At 60.6% G+C, this 15,813-nt stretch carries 18 protein-coding genes and 1 riboswitch; of the genes, 6 read left to right on the top strand and 12 right to left on the bottom strand.

The features are described 5' to 3' along the window. Positions 1–253 precede the first annotated feature (253 nt). The 3 genes from CBB91_RS01695 to CBB91_RS01685 form a co-directional block, all read right to left on the bottom strand. Positions 254–1,039 (bottom strand): SDR family oxidoreductase, encoded by a 786-nt coding sequence (locus CBB91_RS01695; RefSeq protein WP_035552998.1) that lies wholly within the window; start codon positions 1,037–1,039, stop codon positions 254–256. A gap of 66 nt (positions 1,040–1,105) precedes the next feature. Continuing rightward, complete coding sequence (locus CBB91_RS01690) at positions 1,106–1,546, bottom strand: NUDIX hydrolase (protein WP_206741194.1); 441 nt, start codon at positions 1,544–1,546, stop codon at positions 1,106–1,108. Further along, positions 1,543–2,571, bottom strand: a complete 1,029-nt coding sequence (locus CBB91_RS01685) for a glycosyltransferase family 2 protein (protein WP_273011431.1) — start codon at positions 2,569–2,571, stop codon at positions 1,543–1,545. Before CBB91_RS01685 ends, CBB91_RS01690 begins: the two co-directional genes overlap by 4 nt. 201 nt (positions 2,572–2,772) lie before the next feature. Between CBB91_RS01685 and CBB91_RS01680 the strand changes: the two genes are divergently transcribed. Further along, positions 2,773–3,777, top strand: coding sequence for a patatin-like phospholipase family protein (locus CBB91_RS01680; RefSeq protein WP_273011429.1), 1,005 nt, complete (start codon positions 2,773–2,775; stop codon positions 3,775–3,777). On the opposite strand, the gene rsmD is transcribed toward CBB91_RS01680, so the two are convergent. Beyond that, a complete protein-coding gene (rsmD, locus tag CBB91_RS01675) occupies positions 3,774–4,334 on the bottom strand; it encodes a 16S rRNA (guanine(966)-N(2))-methyltransferase RsmD (protein ID WP_273011426.1) in 561 nt (186 codons plus the stop codon). The two genes, CBB91_RS01680 and rsmD, sit on opposite strands and share 4 nt — an antisense overlap. 50 nt (positions 4,335–4,384) lie before the next feature. Between rsmD and CBB91_RS01670 the strand changes: the two genes are divergently transcribed. Together CBB91_RS01670 and CBB91_RS01665 are read left to right on the top strand one after the other, a co-directional pair. Further along, positions 4,385–4,846: a nucleoside deaminase gene (locus tag CBB91_RS01670; RefSeq protein WP_273011424.1), complete on the top strand. Its 462-nt coding sequence runs from the start codon at positions 4,385–4,387 to the stop codon at positions 4,844–4,846. A 31-nt stretch (positions 4,847–4,877) separates the two neighbouring features. Beyond that, on the top strand, positions 4,878–6,608 hold the full coding sequence (locus tag CBB91_RS01665; RefSeq protein WP_273011422.1) for a cation:proton antiporter: 1,731 nt from the start codon (positions 4,878–4,880) through the stop codon (positions 6,606–6,608). A 7-nt stretch (positions 6,609–6,615) separates the two neighbouring features. On the opposite strand, the gene CBB91_RS01660 is transcribed toward CBB91_RS01665, so the two are convergent. The 3 genes from CBB91_RS01660 to CBB91_RS01650 form a co-directional block, all read right to left on the bottom strand. Further along, the gene (locus CBB91_RS01660; protein ID WP_273011421.1) at positions 6,616–7,185 is read right to left on the bottom strand and encodes a TMEM165/GDT1 family protein; all 570 of its coding nucleotides are present in this window, start codon (positions 7,183–7,185) and stop codon (positions 6,616–6,618) included. Positions 7,186–7,254: 69 nt separating this feature from the next. Next, positions 7,255–7,380: riboswitch (yybP-ykoY riboswitch) on the bottom strand. Between the two features lie 14 nt (positions 7,381–7,394). After that, the gene (locus tag CBB91_RS01655) at positions 7,395–8,309 is read right to left on the bottom strand and encodes a LysR family transcriptional regulator (protein WP_273011419.1); all 915 of its coding nucleotides are present in this window, start codon (positions 8,307–8,309) and stop codon (positions 7,395–7,397) included. A gap of 155 nt (positions 8,310–8,464) precedes the next feature. After that, entirely contained in the window at positions 8,465–9,211 is a 747-nt protein-coding gene (locus tag CBB91_RS01650) for a TSUP family transporter (protein ID WP_273011417.1), read from the bottom strand. Positions 9,212–9,362: 151 nt separating this feature from the next. On the opposite strand from CBB91_RS01650, the gene CBB91_RS01645 reads away from it, so the two are divergent. Together CBB91_RS01645 and CBB91_RS01640 are read left to right on the top strand one after the other, a co-directional pair. Further along, positions 9,363–10,664: an acyl-CoA dehydrogenase family protein gene (locus tag CBB91_RS01645; RefSeq protein WP_273011415.1), complete on the top strand. Its 1,302-nt coding sequence runs from the start codon at positions 9,363–9,365 to the stop codon at positions 10,662–10,664. 127 nt (positions 10,665–10,791) lie between these two features. Continuing rightward, on the top strand, positions 10,792–11,274 hold the full coding sequence (locus CBB91_RS01640) for a DUF2165 domain-containing protein (protein WP_273011413.1): 483 nt from the start codon (positions 10,792–10,794) through the stop codon (positions 11,272–11,274). A gap of 6 nt (positions 11,275–11,280) precedes the next feature. Here the strand turns inward: CBB91_RS01640 and ttcA are convergent, their stop codons facing one another. The 5 genes from ttcA to rnhB all read right to left on the bottom strand — a co-directional run bounded on the left by ttcA (position 11,281) and on the right by rnhB (position 14,607). Continuing rightward, positions 11,281–12,174 carry a tRNA 2-thiocytidine(32) synthetase TtcA gene (gene ttcA, locus CBB91_RS01635; protein WP_051602755.1) on the bottom strand — a complete coding sequence of 298 codons (894 nt, stop codon included), beginning with the start codon at positions 12,172–12,174 and terminating at the stop codon, positions 11,281–11,283. Between the two features lie 57 nt (positions 12,175–12,231). Then, complete coding sequence (locus CBB91_RS01630) at positions 12,232–12,693, bottom strand: helix-turn-helix domain-containing protein (protein WP_273011412.1); 462 nt, start codon at positions 12,691–12,693, stop codon at positions 12,232–12,234. Positions 12,694–12,883: 190 nt separating this feature from the next. Then, positions 12,884–13,372, bottom strand: a complete 489-nt coding sequence (locus CBB91_RS01625) for a DUF4440 domain-containing protein (protein ID WP_273011411.1) — start codon at positions 13,370–13,372, stop codon at positions 12,884–12,886. Positions 13,373–13,447: 75 nt separating this feature from the next. Beyond that, positions 13,448–13,873 carry a GIY-YIG nuclease family protein gene (locus tag CBB91_RS01620; protein ID WP_273011409.1) on the bottom strand — a complete coding sequence of 142 codons (426 nt, stop codon included), beginning with the start codon at positions 13,871–13,873 and terminating at the stop codon, positions 13,448–13,450. A 137-nt stretch (positions 13,874–14,010) separates the two neighbouring features. Next, complete coding sequence (gene rnhB / locus CBB91_RS01615; protein ID WP_273011408.1) at positions 14,011–14,607, bottom strand: ribonuclease HII; 597 nt, start codon at positions 14,605–14,607, stop codon at positions 14,011–14,013. 61 nt (positions 14,608–14,668) lie between these two features. Here rnhB and CBB91_RS01610 point away from each other — a divergent pair, with 61 nt between their 5' ends. Next, positions 14,669–15,640: a quinone oxidoreductase gene (locus tag CBB91_RS01610; RefSeq protein ID WP_273011407.1), complete on the top strand. Its 972-nt coding sequence runs from the start codon at positions 14,669–14,671 to the stop codon at positions 15,638–15,640. The last annotated feature ends 173 nt before the right edge of the window (positions 15,641–15,813 follow it).

Here is a 15,813-nt window from a genome sequence, read left to right as displayed (position 1 = left end):
GCTGGCGAAGCNCTNGAAGAAGCNGGCGACAACGTCGANGCCGCNATGGATGATGCNNGCGAAGCTNTGGACGACGCNATGTCCGANGCGGAAGAAGCTGNTGAAGACGCCGCTGACGACGCGGAAGCAGCTGCCGACGAAGCAGAAGAAGCTACTACGGAAGAGCCAACCGANTAATCGGTATTGTCTTGANCANATANGNAAAGGGCTGCCTGCGGGCAGCCCTTTTTTGTTTGTCGCGTTCAGGTGCGGATCAGAATTTAGCATACCCCCCATCGACGATCAGCGTGTCGCCGGAATGATACTTCGAGGCGTCTGACGCCAGATAGACGGCGATACCCCCAAAATCCTCCGGTTCTCCCCAACGTCGGATCGGCACGCGGGAGATGACTTTTGTGTTGAACACTTCGTTCGCTTGGCCACCTTCTGTCATATCTGTAGCAATCCAGCCTGGCAGAATGGAGTTTGCCCGGATCAGATAGCGACCATACTCAACCGCAATCGCGTTCATCATGGCAATCAGCCCGCCCTTGGTATGGCCGTAAGCCTGATTGCGGCCTGCGCCTTCAATACCAGCAAGCGAAGCTGTCCCCACCAGACTGCCGCCCGGGTCGCCGGCTTTGGCACGCTTGACCATCGACTTGGCCGCCTCCCGCAATGTAAGAAAGGCGCCTTCAGAATTGATGCGTTGATTGTAGCGCCATGTGTCGAGCGTCATGTCGCCAAAATTTGCCGCGCCGCGTCCGACACCGGCATTGGCGATACAGGTGTCGATGCGGCCAAACTCTTCTTCCGCTTCGGCCATGGCCTTTACGACCTGGTCTTCCTCACCGACATCGACTTGCCAGGCTTTTGCCTTGCCGGTGCCGAGAGCTTCCAGCTTCTTCACGGCTTCGGCGTTATCGTCTGCCTTGCGGCCCCAGATCACAATATCTGCATTCGATGCGGCCAGCGCTTCAGCCATGCCTAGGCCAATGCCCTTGTTCCCGCCGGTTATGACGCAGACCTTACCTGCGAGATTGAAAGGTGCATAAGTCATCTGGTGTCCTCCGCTATGATTTGTCTGATCAGCAGATCAAGCGGGTGACGTAGGGGCGGTCAAGTCTCAGTTTGGTTGAGTGATCGCGAGCCGGGCCGCATGGATGATGCGGCGGGTCTCTTCCCAAAGGTCCAGCTGGTTCAGACGACTTGGGCTCATCCATTCGGCATGTGCGGCATCGTCTCCGGCATTTGGTTCGCCCGAGATCCAGACGGCAGCGTAGTCGAACAGAAGGTAGTGTCGGGTGACGTCACCACTTTGGCGTGATCTGAAGATCGCATCGACCACATCGACCAGAGTAACGATCCGCGCCGTGATACCAGTTTCTTCTTTCAGTTCGCGCAAGGCGGCAACGTCAGCATGTTCTCCGCGCTCGATGCGGCCACCCGGCAGGGACCACTGGCCCTGAAGTGGTTTGGTTCCACGCTGGATCAGCAGAACATCGTCGCCTTTGAAACATACCGTACCCACTGCGGGTGCAACCCTGTTCATAGGAGTGTCGGTCATGCGCTGATGTGACAGAGTGCGCGAAGCTCGCCCAACTGAACTTCAAGGTCGGTCTCGTATCGTGCGAGAGGGTTTCCGGTCCGGCGCTGGATGCGGCTGATCACCGGCATACGCAGGAGGGGNATTACGGAGGGTTCCGTNCCGACCAGTTTTGCGGCGCCCAACACGTCTTTCTGTTTCAGCGCTGTCATGACNTTATCGAACACGACCGCGCGTTGAATAGACTTTAGCCGGGCAACATGNGCTGCTGTAACTTCTGCATGCGGATTAGGTTGGCGCAGGGCTTCATTGGCCGTATGGGCCANCGCATCAAGCGATATGGCGTCAAGCCTGTGCGAAATGGATTGGCCATGCTTGCGATAGAAATACATGACATCCGGGATGCTCATCATGCGCGCGCCTGCTGACAGTAGGCGGACGATAAGGTCGTAATCTTCCCCGATTCGCATGGATTCGTTGTAGCGGATGTTGTTGGTTTCCAACGATGCCCGCCGGATCAGTGGTTTTGCATAGCCGAGCTTACTGCCACGCCCATACATCATGTTTGCCTTGATGTACTCACTCTCCATGATGCGAGCCGGGCGCTCACGCAAATCGCCTTCGAACATGGTCGTGATATTTGGCGGACCATCAGACTGGAATATGGCAAGATTGTCGATCAGGATGTCAGCGTTGGCCTCTTCGGCGGCAAACAGCATGCGCTCCAGACGATTGGGAACGATCAAGTCGTCACTGTCGACAATGGCGATCCAGTCGCCCTTGGCGTCTTCCAGTCCACGATTGCGCACAGGCGCNGGGCCGCCANAACGTGTTCCGCTAACGATGCGCAGGCGAGGNTCAGTGACAGCAATCTGTTCAGCGATCTTCACGCTNTTGTCGCTGGAGCCGTCATCGACAAGTATCAGTTCGAGTGCGACCTTGGTTTGGTTCAGCACCGAATGGANTGCGCCAGCGAGGAAGGCCTCACTGTTGTAATTCGCCATGATGACTGAGATCACGGGCTTTGGCGGAATCTCGTACGGCATCGCGGATACCTGCTTTTCCAATTGGCTACGGGGCATTTTAACGCAAACTCTGTGCCAAAATCGACCAGATTCGACAAAGCCTGCGTTTTAGCGTCACGATGGGGAGACCCAGGGCATTTGTGTCATATGTCTGAGCGAACAACGCACTAAGCCAGAAACCGCAATGTGAGTTTCATCAAGACTGAAGACGGGATTTCCAGAATGGCAAAGCAGACCTCGCGATCCCTCAGCCTCGCCCTNCAAGGTGGCGGCGCACATGGTGCTTACACCTGGGGTGTTCTGGACAGGCTGGTTGAGGAGGAGTCACTGGAGATTTCTGCGATTACGGCAACTTCGGCTGGGGCCATGAATGCGGTGGCGNTGGCGGCTGGTATGGCGGAAAACGGGGCTCAAGGCGCGAAGGATACGCTGGAAGCGTTGTGGCGCGGNATTTCCCGCTCGGGCCGCAGCTTGACGCCCTATGGTGCGCTCAGCCCCATCGCCTTCGCTTACGCCAGTGCGGTACAGAGCCTCGCCAGCCCGTACGATCTCAATCCGTTCAACATCAATCCATTGCGGGATGTCGTGAAGGACGTGATCGACTTTTCGAAAGTGGATGATTCCGGCATCCAACTGTTTCTGTCGGCGACCAATGTTGAGTCCGGTCACGTCACTGTTTTCNAGGATGGCGATATCTCGCTNGATACNGTGCTCGCTTCGGCCTGCTTGCCTCAGACCTTCCAGGCTGTGGAAATTGATGGCGAGGCCTATTGGGATGGCGGATTCATGGGCAACCCGAGCNTGTTTCCGCTTATCTATTCCGGAGCGCCGCGCGANGTGNTGCTGGTGATGCTGAACCCCATTCGTCGNGATGGCNTNCCGAAACGGGCTGGCGAAATTCAGGACCGTATGAATGAGATCAGCTTCAATGCGGCCCTGATCGGAGAGTTGCGTGCCATCGCCTTTGTCCAGCGTCTGCTGGATGACGGCATGCTTAAGGAGCCGATGCTCAAGAAGTACCGTCGTCTCAATATTCACGCGATCAAGGGTGGGCAGGATCTTCTGGAATTCAGNCTACGTACAAAATATGATACGAGTTGGAGCTTCCTTACAAAACTCAAGGAAATGGGCCGCACTGCGGCTGAAAGCTGGTTGGCAGAGTGTGGNCAAATGATCGGCACGAACCAGACACATCTGGATTTGCGCAAGGAATTCTTTGAAGGCTAGCTTTGCGTCAGGAACCAGATNCGCGCTGCGCCATAGTCGCGTGTTNCAATAACATCCCACCCTTGCGGCGCGATCATCTCGTCCGATCCGGTCTCGACGACCGCAACAGCCTTCTCGGTCAGCCAGTTGCCAGAAACGAGACACGCCAGAGCCGGTTCGACGAGGTCCTTGTGATAGGGCGGATCCAGAAAGGCCAGCGTAAACGGGCTGCCCACTCCGGCGGGCTTCTCGCCCAGATCGGTCGCGGACCGGCGATGCAGGCGCGTGTTCCCGTATAGTCCGAGCGTCTCGATATTGTCGCGGATCGCGCCGCGCGCACCGTGATCGGTCTCGACGAACAGGCAGAAGGCCGCGCCCCGGCTCATCGCCTCCAGCCCCAGCGCGCCAGAGCCCGCGAACAGGTCAATCACGCGCGCACCTTCCATCTCGGGCGCCCAGTCGGCATGGGCCAGCATGTTGAAGATGGACTCGCGCGCGCGATCCCCGGTCGGCCGCGTACCCTGTCCCTTTGGCGCAGCAATGGCGCGCCCCTTGTGCTGTCCGGCAATGATGCGCATTCGACAAGCCATCCCTTTACTTTGGGCCCGTGTAAGGCGATCCCATTCTCATGACAATTCCTTCTGATCCGATGACCCGCGCGCTGGNGCTGGCGCGGCAGGCTGCTGAGGCCGGTGAAGTGCCGGTCGGCGCTGTGGTCGTGGATCCGGAGACGGGCGCTATTGTGGGCGAGGGGGCCAATTGCCCGATTGCCGGGCATGATCCGACGGCGCATGCTGAAATCATTGCGTTGCGCGCAGCGGCGGCGGCCAGGGGGAATTACCGGCTGACCGGTTTGCATCTCTATGTGACACTGGAGCCGTGCGCGATGTGCGCCGGGGCGATCAGCTTTGCCCGTATCGGCAAGCTCGTATTCGCNGCGTGTGATCCAAAGGGNGGCGCGGTGATTCATGGCGCGCGCTTCTTCGAACAGCCGACCTGTCATTGGCGGCCGGACGTGGAGCAGGACGAGGCGACGGGTGAGTTGGCCAGCGCCCTGCTGAAAGACTTCTTCCGCGCTCGGCGGGGCTGAGGCTGGATAATTTAGAGGGTGTGAGCGAGGCATGACAGAACCGGGTCACGAGATACTCATCAAGGATGCGGTCGTCTTCCTNTTTGCCGCGGGTGTCGTCGTACCCGTGTTCCGGTATCTCAAACTGCCCGCCGTGGTCGGCTTCATGCTGTCCGGCATTGCGCTCGGCCCGTATGCGTTGGGCCAGTTGGCGCATCAGTACCACTTCCTCGAATACTTTTCGATTTCAGAACCTGAAGCCGCTGCGCCGTTTGCTGAGCTTGGCGTGCTGTTCCTCTTGTTCCTGCTGGGCTTGGAATTTTCGTTCGAAAAACTCTGGGGACTAAGGCGCGCTGTGTTTGGCGCAGGCGGTTTGCAAGCCGGGGTCAGTGCGCTCGCCATAGGCCTGATCGCCTGGCAGGTGGGGCTGCCAGCAGAAGCGGCCATCATCTGCGGTCTTGCGCTCGCACTTTCGTCCACTGCCATCGTCATGCAGTTGCTGATCGAGCAGAAACAGGCGGCCCAGCCGGTCGGACGCGCCGCGCTGGCGGTTCTGCTGTTTCAGGACATTCTCGTCGCGCCAATCCTGATCTTCGTGGGCTTCGTGAACATCGAAGCGGGTACGAACCTTACTGCCGTCCTTCTGGAAGCATTGGTCAATGGCGTCATCGCAATTGTGGCGATCATGATCATCGGTCGTTTCGGATTGCGCCGCATGTTCAGTCTCGCCGCTGCTGCCGGGGGACGAGACTTCCTGATGGCGTTGACCTTGCTGACTGTGGTCGGGGCAGCGGCCATTACCGCGACGGCNGGTCTGTCGCTTGCGCTTGGGGCGTTCCTTGCGGGGCTGTTGCTGGGCGAGACAGAGTTCAAGCACCAGACCGAAGTGGACCTTGAGCCATTCAAGGGCATCCTGCTTGGCCTGTTCTTCATGACGGTCGGCATGGGTCTCGACTTGCCGTCGATCCTGTCCCAGCCTGGGGTGATCCTGGCTGGACTGGGCGCATTGCTGTTGCTGAAACTGTTTATCGGATTTGGTGCCCTGCGCCTTTTTGCTGGCAAGACGCCGATGTCGATCGAGGCGGCATTTCTTCTCGCGCCTGCGGGGGAATTTGCCTTTGTCGTGATTGCGGCAGCAACGGCTGTTGGNGCGTTGGCGCCCGAGCCCGGAGGGATGATGGCCGCGATTGCGGGCCTTTCCATGCTGTTGATCCCGACCCTGGGCAAGGTCGGTACGTTCATTGCGGATCGCCTGAGGGCGCAGGAACCTGCCCACACGCTGGAGGAAGACTTCTCTGACCTTGAGGGCCACGTCATCATTGCGGGCTTTGGCCGGGTAGGGCATGCGGTTGCCCGCATTCTGGCGGCGGAAGAGGCTGATGTGGTGGCGCTGGAACGCAGCGCGGTCAACGTCTCCCGCGCCCGAAACGCTGGCTGGCGTGCCTATCTGGGCGATGCGGCTCGCCCGGAAATCCTTCACAGCGCAGGCGCAGATGGCGCGCGCCTNTTCGTNGTNACNGTNGANGATGTNNNNGCNGCNGAGGGCATGGTNCGCGCATTCCACAANTTGCGGCCGGAAGTNCCNATCATTGCCCGCGCGCGGGACCACGAGCATGCCCAGCGCCTGATCGATGCCGGGGCCAAGGAAGTTATTCCGGATGCGGTCGAATCCGGCCTGCAAATGGCCGGGCGNACACTTCATGAGTTCGGCTATAATGATGAGACGATCCGNGACCGGTTGGCTGCGGAACGTGATGAGGAATATCACCGCATCGGAACCTGATGGTCNGCTACAGCCATCCCGCCGTTTCAGCGATCAGCCAAATTCCAAGCGCGAGGAATAACAGTGCCGCGAGCCGCCTGACCACGCTGAGGGGCACGCGCCGGATTACCNCTTCGCCAAAGTANACCGCTGGCACATTGGCCAGCATCATTCCGANTGTCGTGCCGAGCGTGACCAGCGCAACTTGCTCAAACTGGGCGCCTAGCGCGATCGTCGCCACCTGCGTCTTGTCACCCATCTCCACCAGGAAAAAGGTGATCAGTGTCGTGAGGAAGGCGCCGTTTCGCATGCGCGGGCGCTCATCTTCGTCCAGCTTGTCGGGGATCAGCGTCCAGGCCGCCATCAACAGGAAAGATGCGGCAATCAGATACCGAAACCAGTCTCCTTCAAGAAATGCGGCGGCTTGCGATCCGATCAGTGCTGCGAGAAAGTGATTTGCGATTGTGGCAGCGAATATCCCGGCAATAATNNCGAGCGGCTTTCGAAATTGCACAGCCAGCAGGATGGCGAGCAATTGTGTCTTGTCGCCGATTTCCGCGAGCGCGACCACAAGTGTGGAGGTGAGAAGGGCTTCCATGAATGGCGGTCTCCAGGCCGGGCAATACTAACGCAATGACACCAGCNTCCCGTGCCCGGCCCGAGCAGGAAAGCGGCGTCATTGGTCTCGCCCGAACGGTTGCCCGCTCCCTTCGCGCCACGACCTGTTGGCCGAGTATGTTGACGCGGAGGCCCGATCATCAGACCGGCTGGCTACTCCCCAAGTGACGGGGCTCTCGTATCGCCTGCTCAGGTGGAAGGCAAGCGCGGCAGAATATCCTCCACCGTTTCCAGAATAAGCGACCGCAACCAGGACAAGGCAGCATCCTCAGAATTCTCTCGCCGCCAGTAGAGCTCGCTGTCCAGCGGCGGGAAAACGCCGGGCAATTCATGAGTCACCAATCCCGGTGCCGGGGCCATCAGTGCCGGTAGGGTGAGCGCCAGGTCGGTCTGACGCACAATCTCCATCGCGGGCATGTAATGGGGCAGTCGCATGACGGGCGTGATGCGTGCGCCATGCGTCCGCGCGACCTCCTCGACGTAGGAGCGGCCCTCCCGGCGACTGGACACGACAACATGGCGAAGCTCCAGATAGGCTTCAAAACTCATCTCTGTGCCAGCCTGCGGATGGTCTTCCGAGACAACGCACACATAGGGCGTCGTCATCAATTGCTCGCGTTCGAGGTCAGTGCCGCGAATGCCAGGCACGTCAATCGCCAGGTCCAGGCGACCTGAGGCGAGTTCGGAAGAGATTGCCCCGCGATTGAGTTGTGTCCAGGCGATCCGAACCCCAGGCGCGTCGACTTGCAGGCGTTGGGCAAGGCGAGGCGCGATCATGAACGCGCCTGCATCGCGCGCCGAGATGTTGAACACACGCGTTGACCGGGAAGGCTCGAACGCCGATCGGGGCTCTAGCCCGGCGCGCAATCTGTCCAGNGCGTCGCGTACAGCGGGCATCAGCGCTTCGGCCATTGCGGTTGGCTTCACGCCGNGCCCTTCGCGCACAAACANCGGATCCTCGAAATGNGTGCGCAGCCGCGCCAGGGCATTGCTGACGGCCGGTTGGGTGATGTGCAGGAATTCGCTCGCCCGTGTCAGGCTGCGTTCAGTGTAGACAGCCTCCAGTACGGGCAGCAGGTTCAGGTCCAGCGATCTGAGGTTCATGGCGCNCTCCAATTCATCACCNGTGGTGATGTNAAGTCTTCATATAATAAATTTCCCGAATGATCGAGCNCGCGTTATCGTCACCGCNAGAATAGAGGTGGTGAATGAACGCGGCGAGCACGCCCACACAATTGGAAAGCCTGTGCGCGGCGGCTCTAGAGCCAGCCGGCGGCGCGCATCAGCAGCACCACGCCCACAGCCGTCACAAGATATTTCATGCCGCGTTTGAAGTTCACATCGCTCATCCGGTCCAACACCTTGCCGCCCAAGGTCGTGCCCAGCATGGAGAGCGGCACCGCCGCAAGGATCAGCCAGGCTGGCGGCAGCATCTTGATGCCGGACGCCATGATGACGGGTACACTCCAGAAGATGATCTTNACAAAATGCGCCAGGACCTGCGTNACGGCCTTTGTCGCAACGATCTGATGGCGCGTCATCGCCGTGTTCACNAAGAACTGGTCCATCAGTGGCCCGGCAACCCCGGCGACGGTGTTCAGCGCCTGCACGACAAATCCGGCACCCTCGGCCTGGAACCGTTTCTGGATATNGAGATCNGCGACCGANTTNGGCAGCCANACNAGCAGGGTNACGAGACCCAGCATCAGGTAGACCATCTGCNTGTCTGGTCGCCAGCTCAGCGCGAAGAGCAATCCAATCGCCGCGACCGAGCCGAGCGCGTAGCGCCGGAAAATGGTCCAGTCGATATGCTCTCGCCAAAGATAGGCCCGGTAGCCATTCGCCACCATTTGCACGGTGCCGTGTATGATCATGGCGGTGGCCACGGGAACCAGCGCAGCCAGCACACCCATGAAGATGATGCCGCCAGCCATGCCAAATATGCCCGACAGGAAACTCGTGGCCAACACAGTGACGAGAATGATGGCGGCAGATATCGGGCTCATGGTGCCGACCTAGACCCGTTTGTCGGAAAACGCGACCCCGGACGCAGGGGNGCAGCCACCGACACAAAACATTTCATAGAAACAATTTGCGGTGCTGCAGCCGCAAGGCGTACCATTCCCCCAATAACACAGTCTGAGAGGAGACACCGAAATGGCGGATACTGAAACGTCCATGGACGTCCAGAATGACCTGAATGANNTGCGCATGTCGGATGCGGCCGTGCCNCTTTACGAGCATGTGAAGACCTTCATTCGNGACGTCGTGAACCCGATGAGCGAGGAATTTCATCGCCTCGGCGAAGGCAAGACCGACATCTGGTCTTACGCGCCCGGCCAGTTGGAAGCGCTGGAAAAGGCCAAGGACGAGGCCAAGAAACAGGGCCTCTGGAATTTCTTCCTGCCTGACGCCGAAACCGGCGAAGGCCTGAAGAACCTTGACTACGCCTATATCGCGGCAGAGCTGGGCAAGAACCCGCTGGCGTCCGAGACGATGAACTGCTCCGCGCCGGATACCGGCAATATGGAAGTTCTGGAGCGTGTCGGCACGCCGGAACAGAAAGAGCGCTGGCTGAAGCCATTGCTGAATGGTGAGATNCGTTCCGCCTTCGCGATGACAGAACCAGCCCTGCCATCATCCGACGCCAAGAACGTGTCCATGAGCGCCGTTCTGGAAGGTGATGAATGGGTCATCAATGGCGAGAAATTCTATATTTCCGGCGCTGGCGACCCGCGCTGCAAGATCATGATCTGTATGGTGAAGACCAGCCCGGACGCAGAGCCGAACAAGCAGCAAAGCCAGATCCTCGTGCCNTTGCCNCATCCNGGTGTNACGATCCTCGGNCCGATGCACGTCTTCGGCGACCCCGACGCGCCGCACGGACACATGCATATCCGCTTCGAGAATGTGCGTGTGCCGAAGGAAAACATGTTGCTCGGTGAAGGGCGCGGTTTCGAGATTTCCCAGCTGCGCCTGGGGCCAGGCCGCATTCACCACTGCATGCGTTCGCTCGGCGCAGCCGAAAAGGCGCTGGATCTGATGGTTGTGCGCGGCATGACACGTCAGGCCTTTGGCCGTGACCTGATCAAGCTGGGCGGAAACATCGAGAAAGTTTCTCGCGCCCGCATCGAGATCGAATCCATGCGCATGATGGTCCTCAAGGCCGCCAAGGCGATGGACGTGCTGGGCAACAAGGAAGCCCGCGTCTGGATTTCCATGGTCAAGGCCATGGTGCCGGAACGCGTCTGTGCCATCATCGATGACGCCATCCAGATGCATGGCGCCGCCGGTGTATCCCAGTGGACGCCGCTGGCCCGCATGTACGCCAATCAGCGTACGCTGCGTCTCGCGGACGGCCCGGACGAAGTGCACCACATGGTCGTCGGCCGCGCCGAAACACGCAAATACACGGGCGAAGAAGAAGACCCGGCGATGGCCGCTGTCTGGCGGAAGTAAGCCAGACGCAATTTAAATTGATGGGCGCGGTTCCTTGCGGGGCCGCGCCTTTTTTGCAAGCGGGTGGATGACCGTCGCTATTCAGGCCAAATTCGGTTAGCATTGTCCTCTTGGTAGGGAGGACGCCATGATAAGACTGTCGAAAATAATGCTCATCGTGTTNGTCGGGCTNCAGGGCCTGTTTTACGCGCTCAACAANATCGTGAANTTTGGGGCCGCGAAGGGATTCGTTCAGGGCGTCCTNCCNATGGAAGGGAATGAGGCCTATCCNAANGCGTTCGGGCCAGGAATTTCATCANCCGCTCTCATCACAATNATCCTGTGTTTCATAATTGTCGGAGAATTGCTCGTGGCCGCCTTCTCTCTAAAAGGCGCATTCGATATGGTCCGGGTGCGTAGTGGATCGGCTGAGCGATTCAACGATGCAAAAACATGGGCGATCATAGGCTGTGTCATGGCGCTGCTGGTCTGGTTTGGCCTGTTCATGGTGATTGGCGGGGCATACTTCCAAATGTGGCAGACCCCGCTGGGCGCCGCCGCGCAGGGGGGCGCATTCCAATATGCAATCTCCAGCGGCATCGTTCTCTTGTTTGTGAACGCGCCAGACTGACACCGCCTAAAACGGCACGTTCGGATCATCCTCGCCCGGATCGCCAATCTCCAGTCCGGCGAAGTCGAACACGCGTGGATCGTGTAGATGGCTTGGTCGCACGGTGGCGAGCGCATGTGCCATCACCTGCCGCACGCCCGGCTTCTTCTTCTCCCACTCGTCCAGCATCTGCTTCATCGCCACGCGCTGCAGCCCGTCTTGGCTGCCGCAGAGATTGCAGGGGATAATCGGGAACGCCATCGCCTCGGCAAACTTCGCCAGATCGTCTTCCGCCGCCGTAATCAGCGGGCGGAGCACAAACACGTCGCCTTCATCGTTCAACAGCTTCGGCGGCATCGCGGCGAGCCGGCCGCCATGCACGAAATTCATCATGAAGGTTTCCAGCGCATCGTCCCGGTGATGGCCGAGCACGATGGCGTCACAGCCTTCTTCCCGCGCGATACGATAGAGAATGCCCCGGCGCAGGCGGGAACACATGGCGCAGAAGGTCCGTCCTTCCGGCACCTTCTCGGTCACGATGGAATAGGTGTCCTGCGTCTCGATCCGGTAGCGCACGCCAACCGTGTCCAGCCAGTCAGGCAGGACATGTTTCGGAAAGCCCGGCTGGCCCTGGTCCAGATTGCACGCGACGAGGTCCACCGGTAGCGCGCCCTGCCATTGAAGATCCAGCAGCACGGCCAGAAGGCCATAGGAATCCTTGCCGCCGGACAGGCAGACCAGCCATTTCGGCCGTTTCGCCTCACCGGCATCCACCGCCCGCCGGTCGACCATCTTGTAGTCATCAATTGCTTTCAGCGCGCCGCGCACCAGCCGCTTGCGCAGCTTCTTGAAGCTGACACCGGACGGCGCATCTGCGAACAGCGGCGGTGCCGCGGTGAAGGTGGACGTATCATCTGCCATGCGCGCCCTATCTCACGGGCCGGGTTTCCCGCGCAAGCGTTTCGCGCGGTTCGCCGGTCAATCCGCAGCGCCGACCTGCTGCTGGTAACGCGCGGTCAATTCGACCATGGCGAGCGCCAGGGCGTGGCCCGCAAGGCCGACCGTCCACCAGATTGTCGGCGTCAGCATGGCATAGCGCTCGCCGCCAATGCTCAGGCTGATTCCCGCGAATACGATCATGCCGAACAGATAGCTGGCCAGATGGATGAAGAAGCCGAGCCGCATCGCGGCGGTCGCCTTGGCGTTCTTTTCGCGGATCATGGCCTCTGCTTCGGTCTTCGCATCCACCGTCAGCGCCATGACATCGACGTTGAACGCCGCCGCCAACGCCTTCAGGGAGTCGCCAGAGGCCTTTTCGCCCGTCTCGATCCGCTGCACCGTGCGCACGCCAATCCCCGCGAGCTCTGCCAGATGTTCCTGTGACCAGTGGCGCTCTTCGCGCCAGCGTTTGATTTTGGCGGCATCAGCATCGAATTGCATGTGTGTTCCCCTTCCATGGGCTGTTTGTAACCGCGTTCAGAATGGGGAGAAAGCCCTTGTCCAGCCACGTCATGACGCCGTCACGAGCCTGCCAGAGGCCCGCCAGCGACCCGTCACACAGGGGCGGCCAGCCAGACGTGCGTGCGGCGTACATCCATCCGCGTCCGGACCCGTGCGGGAACTATGCGGCTTAGTCCTCGGCGGCGTCGGGGGCGCAGGTCGCGTCAGAGACATGCGACGAAACCGCGTGCCAGCCATCGGCGNTGCGCCGCAACGTGTTGGANGATGNGTAACTGTGNTGGCACGGCGTGCCGTCTTCGGTCTCNCGCGTACTCAGGCCGCGTCCGTAGACCAATGCGGAGTCCGGCGTAAGGAAGATCACGTCATCCACCTCAAACCTGAAATCCTCCGGCGCGNTCCAGCTATGCTCGCGCATCCAGTCCACTTCATCTGCCTTCGTGCGCACGCCGCCGCCAATCAGTACGAAATCATCAGCCAGGAACGCGGCCAACGCGTCTGCATCATTTGCCGCATAGATNCCTGGCCATGTGTCTGATTTCAGCGCGCGCAGTACCGCCTCTTCCTGCGCAAGATCAGGTGCCGGTGCGGCGGACGTGTCGGTACACGCTCCCAACAGGATCAGCAGGCCAACAAGCGGCAGTTTCGAACGTGCAAGCATGGTCTGGTTCCCCCGGGGTANGGCCTCCGTATCACCCTAGCAAACAGGGCGCACGGGCCAAGCNGAAANCCCGGCCTAGCGCGCCAGGAACGGAATCCGGAACATGCGTTTCAGCTTCCACCAGAAGCGCAGGCGCGCATTGTTCGGNGCATCATTGTGGCCGCGNGGGATGAGGATGTCATTCATGCGCGGCTGGTAGCGGCGGATCAGGTCTTCCTCGATCCGCGCGCGATCGGATTCCTTCTTGATCACCANCACNTGCCGCTCGGTCGCGCCGCGCTTCCACCAGGCTTCCCACCAGCGTTCATGGCCGATCAGCCGGTTCTTGAAGTTCGCGGCCTTGCCNATGTAGAGCGGGAACAGGAANAAGACGAAGCGGCGCTGCACGAACACATAGACGCCGCCCTGATCCGGCAGGCCCTTNGGNGTCAGCGTGATCTTGAAGCGATACGGCCTCCCGGATTCGCCCCACCACGTATGCCATCCGAATAATATCCACATGAGCCTGACCCTCCACAATTGCGCGAAGCTCTCCTGCAACGGTTAATCAGCCGTTAAATTGTGGCCGGATCAGGGGCCTGCGGAGGAGATTTGCTTACAGGATCGCCCAATTGGTTAAGACCGGGCCGACCACGGGTTCAGGCGCGCGCTNAGGCCCGCGTCAGGGCCCGTTTCACCGGGGCAAAGCTCTGGCGGTGGTGCGGGCAGGGGCCGTGNTCTGCCAGCGCTGCGGCATGGGCCGCCGTGCCATAGCCCTTGTGCCGGGCAAANCCATAGGCCGGGAAGGCGGCGTCCAGTTCCTTCATCAGNNNGTCGCGCACCGTCTTCGCCAGGATCGACGCGGCGGAGATTGCCGGCTCCGTCAAATCGCCCTTCACGATGGCCTCCGCGCTGCAGGGGAANCCCGCGGGCAGGGCGTTGCCATCCACCAATATGTGCCCCGGCACCAGGCCGAGCCCCGCCACGGCCCGCTCCATCGCCAGGAANGTCGCCTGNCTTATGTTCAGCCGGTCGATCTCTTCCGGTGTGGCATGCGCCACGCTCCACGCCGCCGCACGCTCTCGGATGAGGGGGGCCAGCGCATCGCGCCTTGCCTCGGTCAGTTTCTTGGAATCGGTCAGGCCCTCAATGGGCTGTGCCGGGTCCAGGATCACCGCGCCGGCCGTCACCGGCCCGGCCCAGGGCCCCCGGCCCGCCTCATCCACACCGGCAATGATCAGCGTTGTGTTCGTCATGGCGNCAGAGAAACGCGAGTCGCTCTTGCGCTCCAGCGCGCCTCGGGTCTCTATAGCAGCCATGACCCAGCCTTATCGCATCCAGATGCACGAAACCGGTGGCCCGGACGTGCTGCAAGTTGAAGACTTCATCCCCCGCAAGCCCGGCCCCGGTGAGGTNACNNTNCGCCAGAGCGCGGCGGGCCTGAACTTCATCGACACCTATCACCGCACCGGNCTGTACCCCGTGCGCTTTCCCTTCACGCCCGGACAGGAAGGCGCNGGCGCCGTGCAGGAAGTGGGCGAGGGCGTCACCCATCTGAAGCCCGGCGACAAGGTGGCCTATCTGGCCAGCGGCACCTATGCCAGCCACTTCACCGGCCCGGCCGAGCGCATGATCCCCCTGCCGGACAGCATCACCCCGCAGGATGCNGCCGCCGTTCTGCTGAAAGGGCTCACCGCCTGGGCGCTNNTGTTCGAGGTGCGCCCNCTTCAGGCNGGGGAGACGATCCTGGTCTGGGCCCCNGTGGGCGGCGTGGGCAGCCTGCTGGTGCCNTGGGCGGCCAGCCTTGGCGCGCGCGTCATCGCCGTCACCTCAACGGAAGCNAAGGCCGAAAAGGCCAAGGCGCTGGGCGCGTCAGATGTGATCATCGGCTATGANGGCGTGGCCGACAAGGTGCGGGAGCTGACCGGCGGGCGCGGCGTGGACGTGTCNTATGACAGTGTNGGCCGCATCAGCGCNGAGGAAAGCNTGAACAGTCTGCGTACGGCAGGCTGGTTCGTCACCTATGGCAACGCCTCCGGCCCGGTTGAGCCGATCCCGCCCGGCCGTCTGGCGCAGGGCGGCTCCCTCGTCATGACGCGGCCAACCCTGTTCAGCTTCATTCAGGATGCGGAAAGCCTGACGCGCGGCGCCAGCCTCCTCTTCAGTGCCCTGAGCTCCGGAACCCTCAAAGCCGACATCGGCCAACGCTTCCCGCTATCCGAAGCCGCGAAGGCCCACGAGGCGATAGAGAGCGGCACGACAACCGGGGCGACGGTGTTGGTGCCTTAACAGACAGTCATCATTTTCAGTGCTTAGAAACTCAAGTTGCTGTTGATTTTTGCCATCTGCTCTTCTTTCTTCCTTTGCATTTCGAGCCTTGCTTGTTGGTCGGCTTTTTGAGATTCTAGTTGTTGCCGAAGGTTTTCATGAAGTATTCTGGTGACGTTTGGAAGCCACACTTT

The organism is Hyphomonas sp. TMED31, assembly GCF_002172815.1.
Taxonomy (GTDB): domain Bacteria; phylum Pseudomonadota; class Alphaproteobacteria; order Caulobacterales; family Hyphomonadaceae; genus Hyphomonas; species Hyphomonas atlantica.
The sequence above is the reverse complement of the archived record's forward strand: the minus strand, read 5'-3'. Positions and strand labels throughout refer to the sequence as shown.

Coding starts and splice junctions, on each gene's coding strand:
- CBB91_RS01695 (WP_035552998.1), bottom strand. CDS start 1,039: ATGACTTATGCACCTTTCAATCTCGCAGGTAAGGTCTGCGTCATAACC.
- CBB91_RS01690 (WP_206741194.1), bottom strand. CDS start 1,546: ATGACCGACACTCCTATGAACAGGGTTGCACCCGCAGTGGGTACGGTA.
- ttcA (WP_051602755.1), bottom strand. CDS start 12,174: ATGGCAGATGATACGTCCACCTTCACCGCGGCACCGCCGCTGTTCGCA.
- CBB91_RS01630 (WP_273011412.1), bottom strand. CDS start 12,693: ATGCAATTCGATGCTGATGCCGCCAAAATCAAACGCTGGCGCGAAGAG.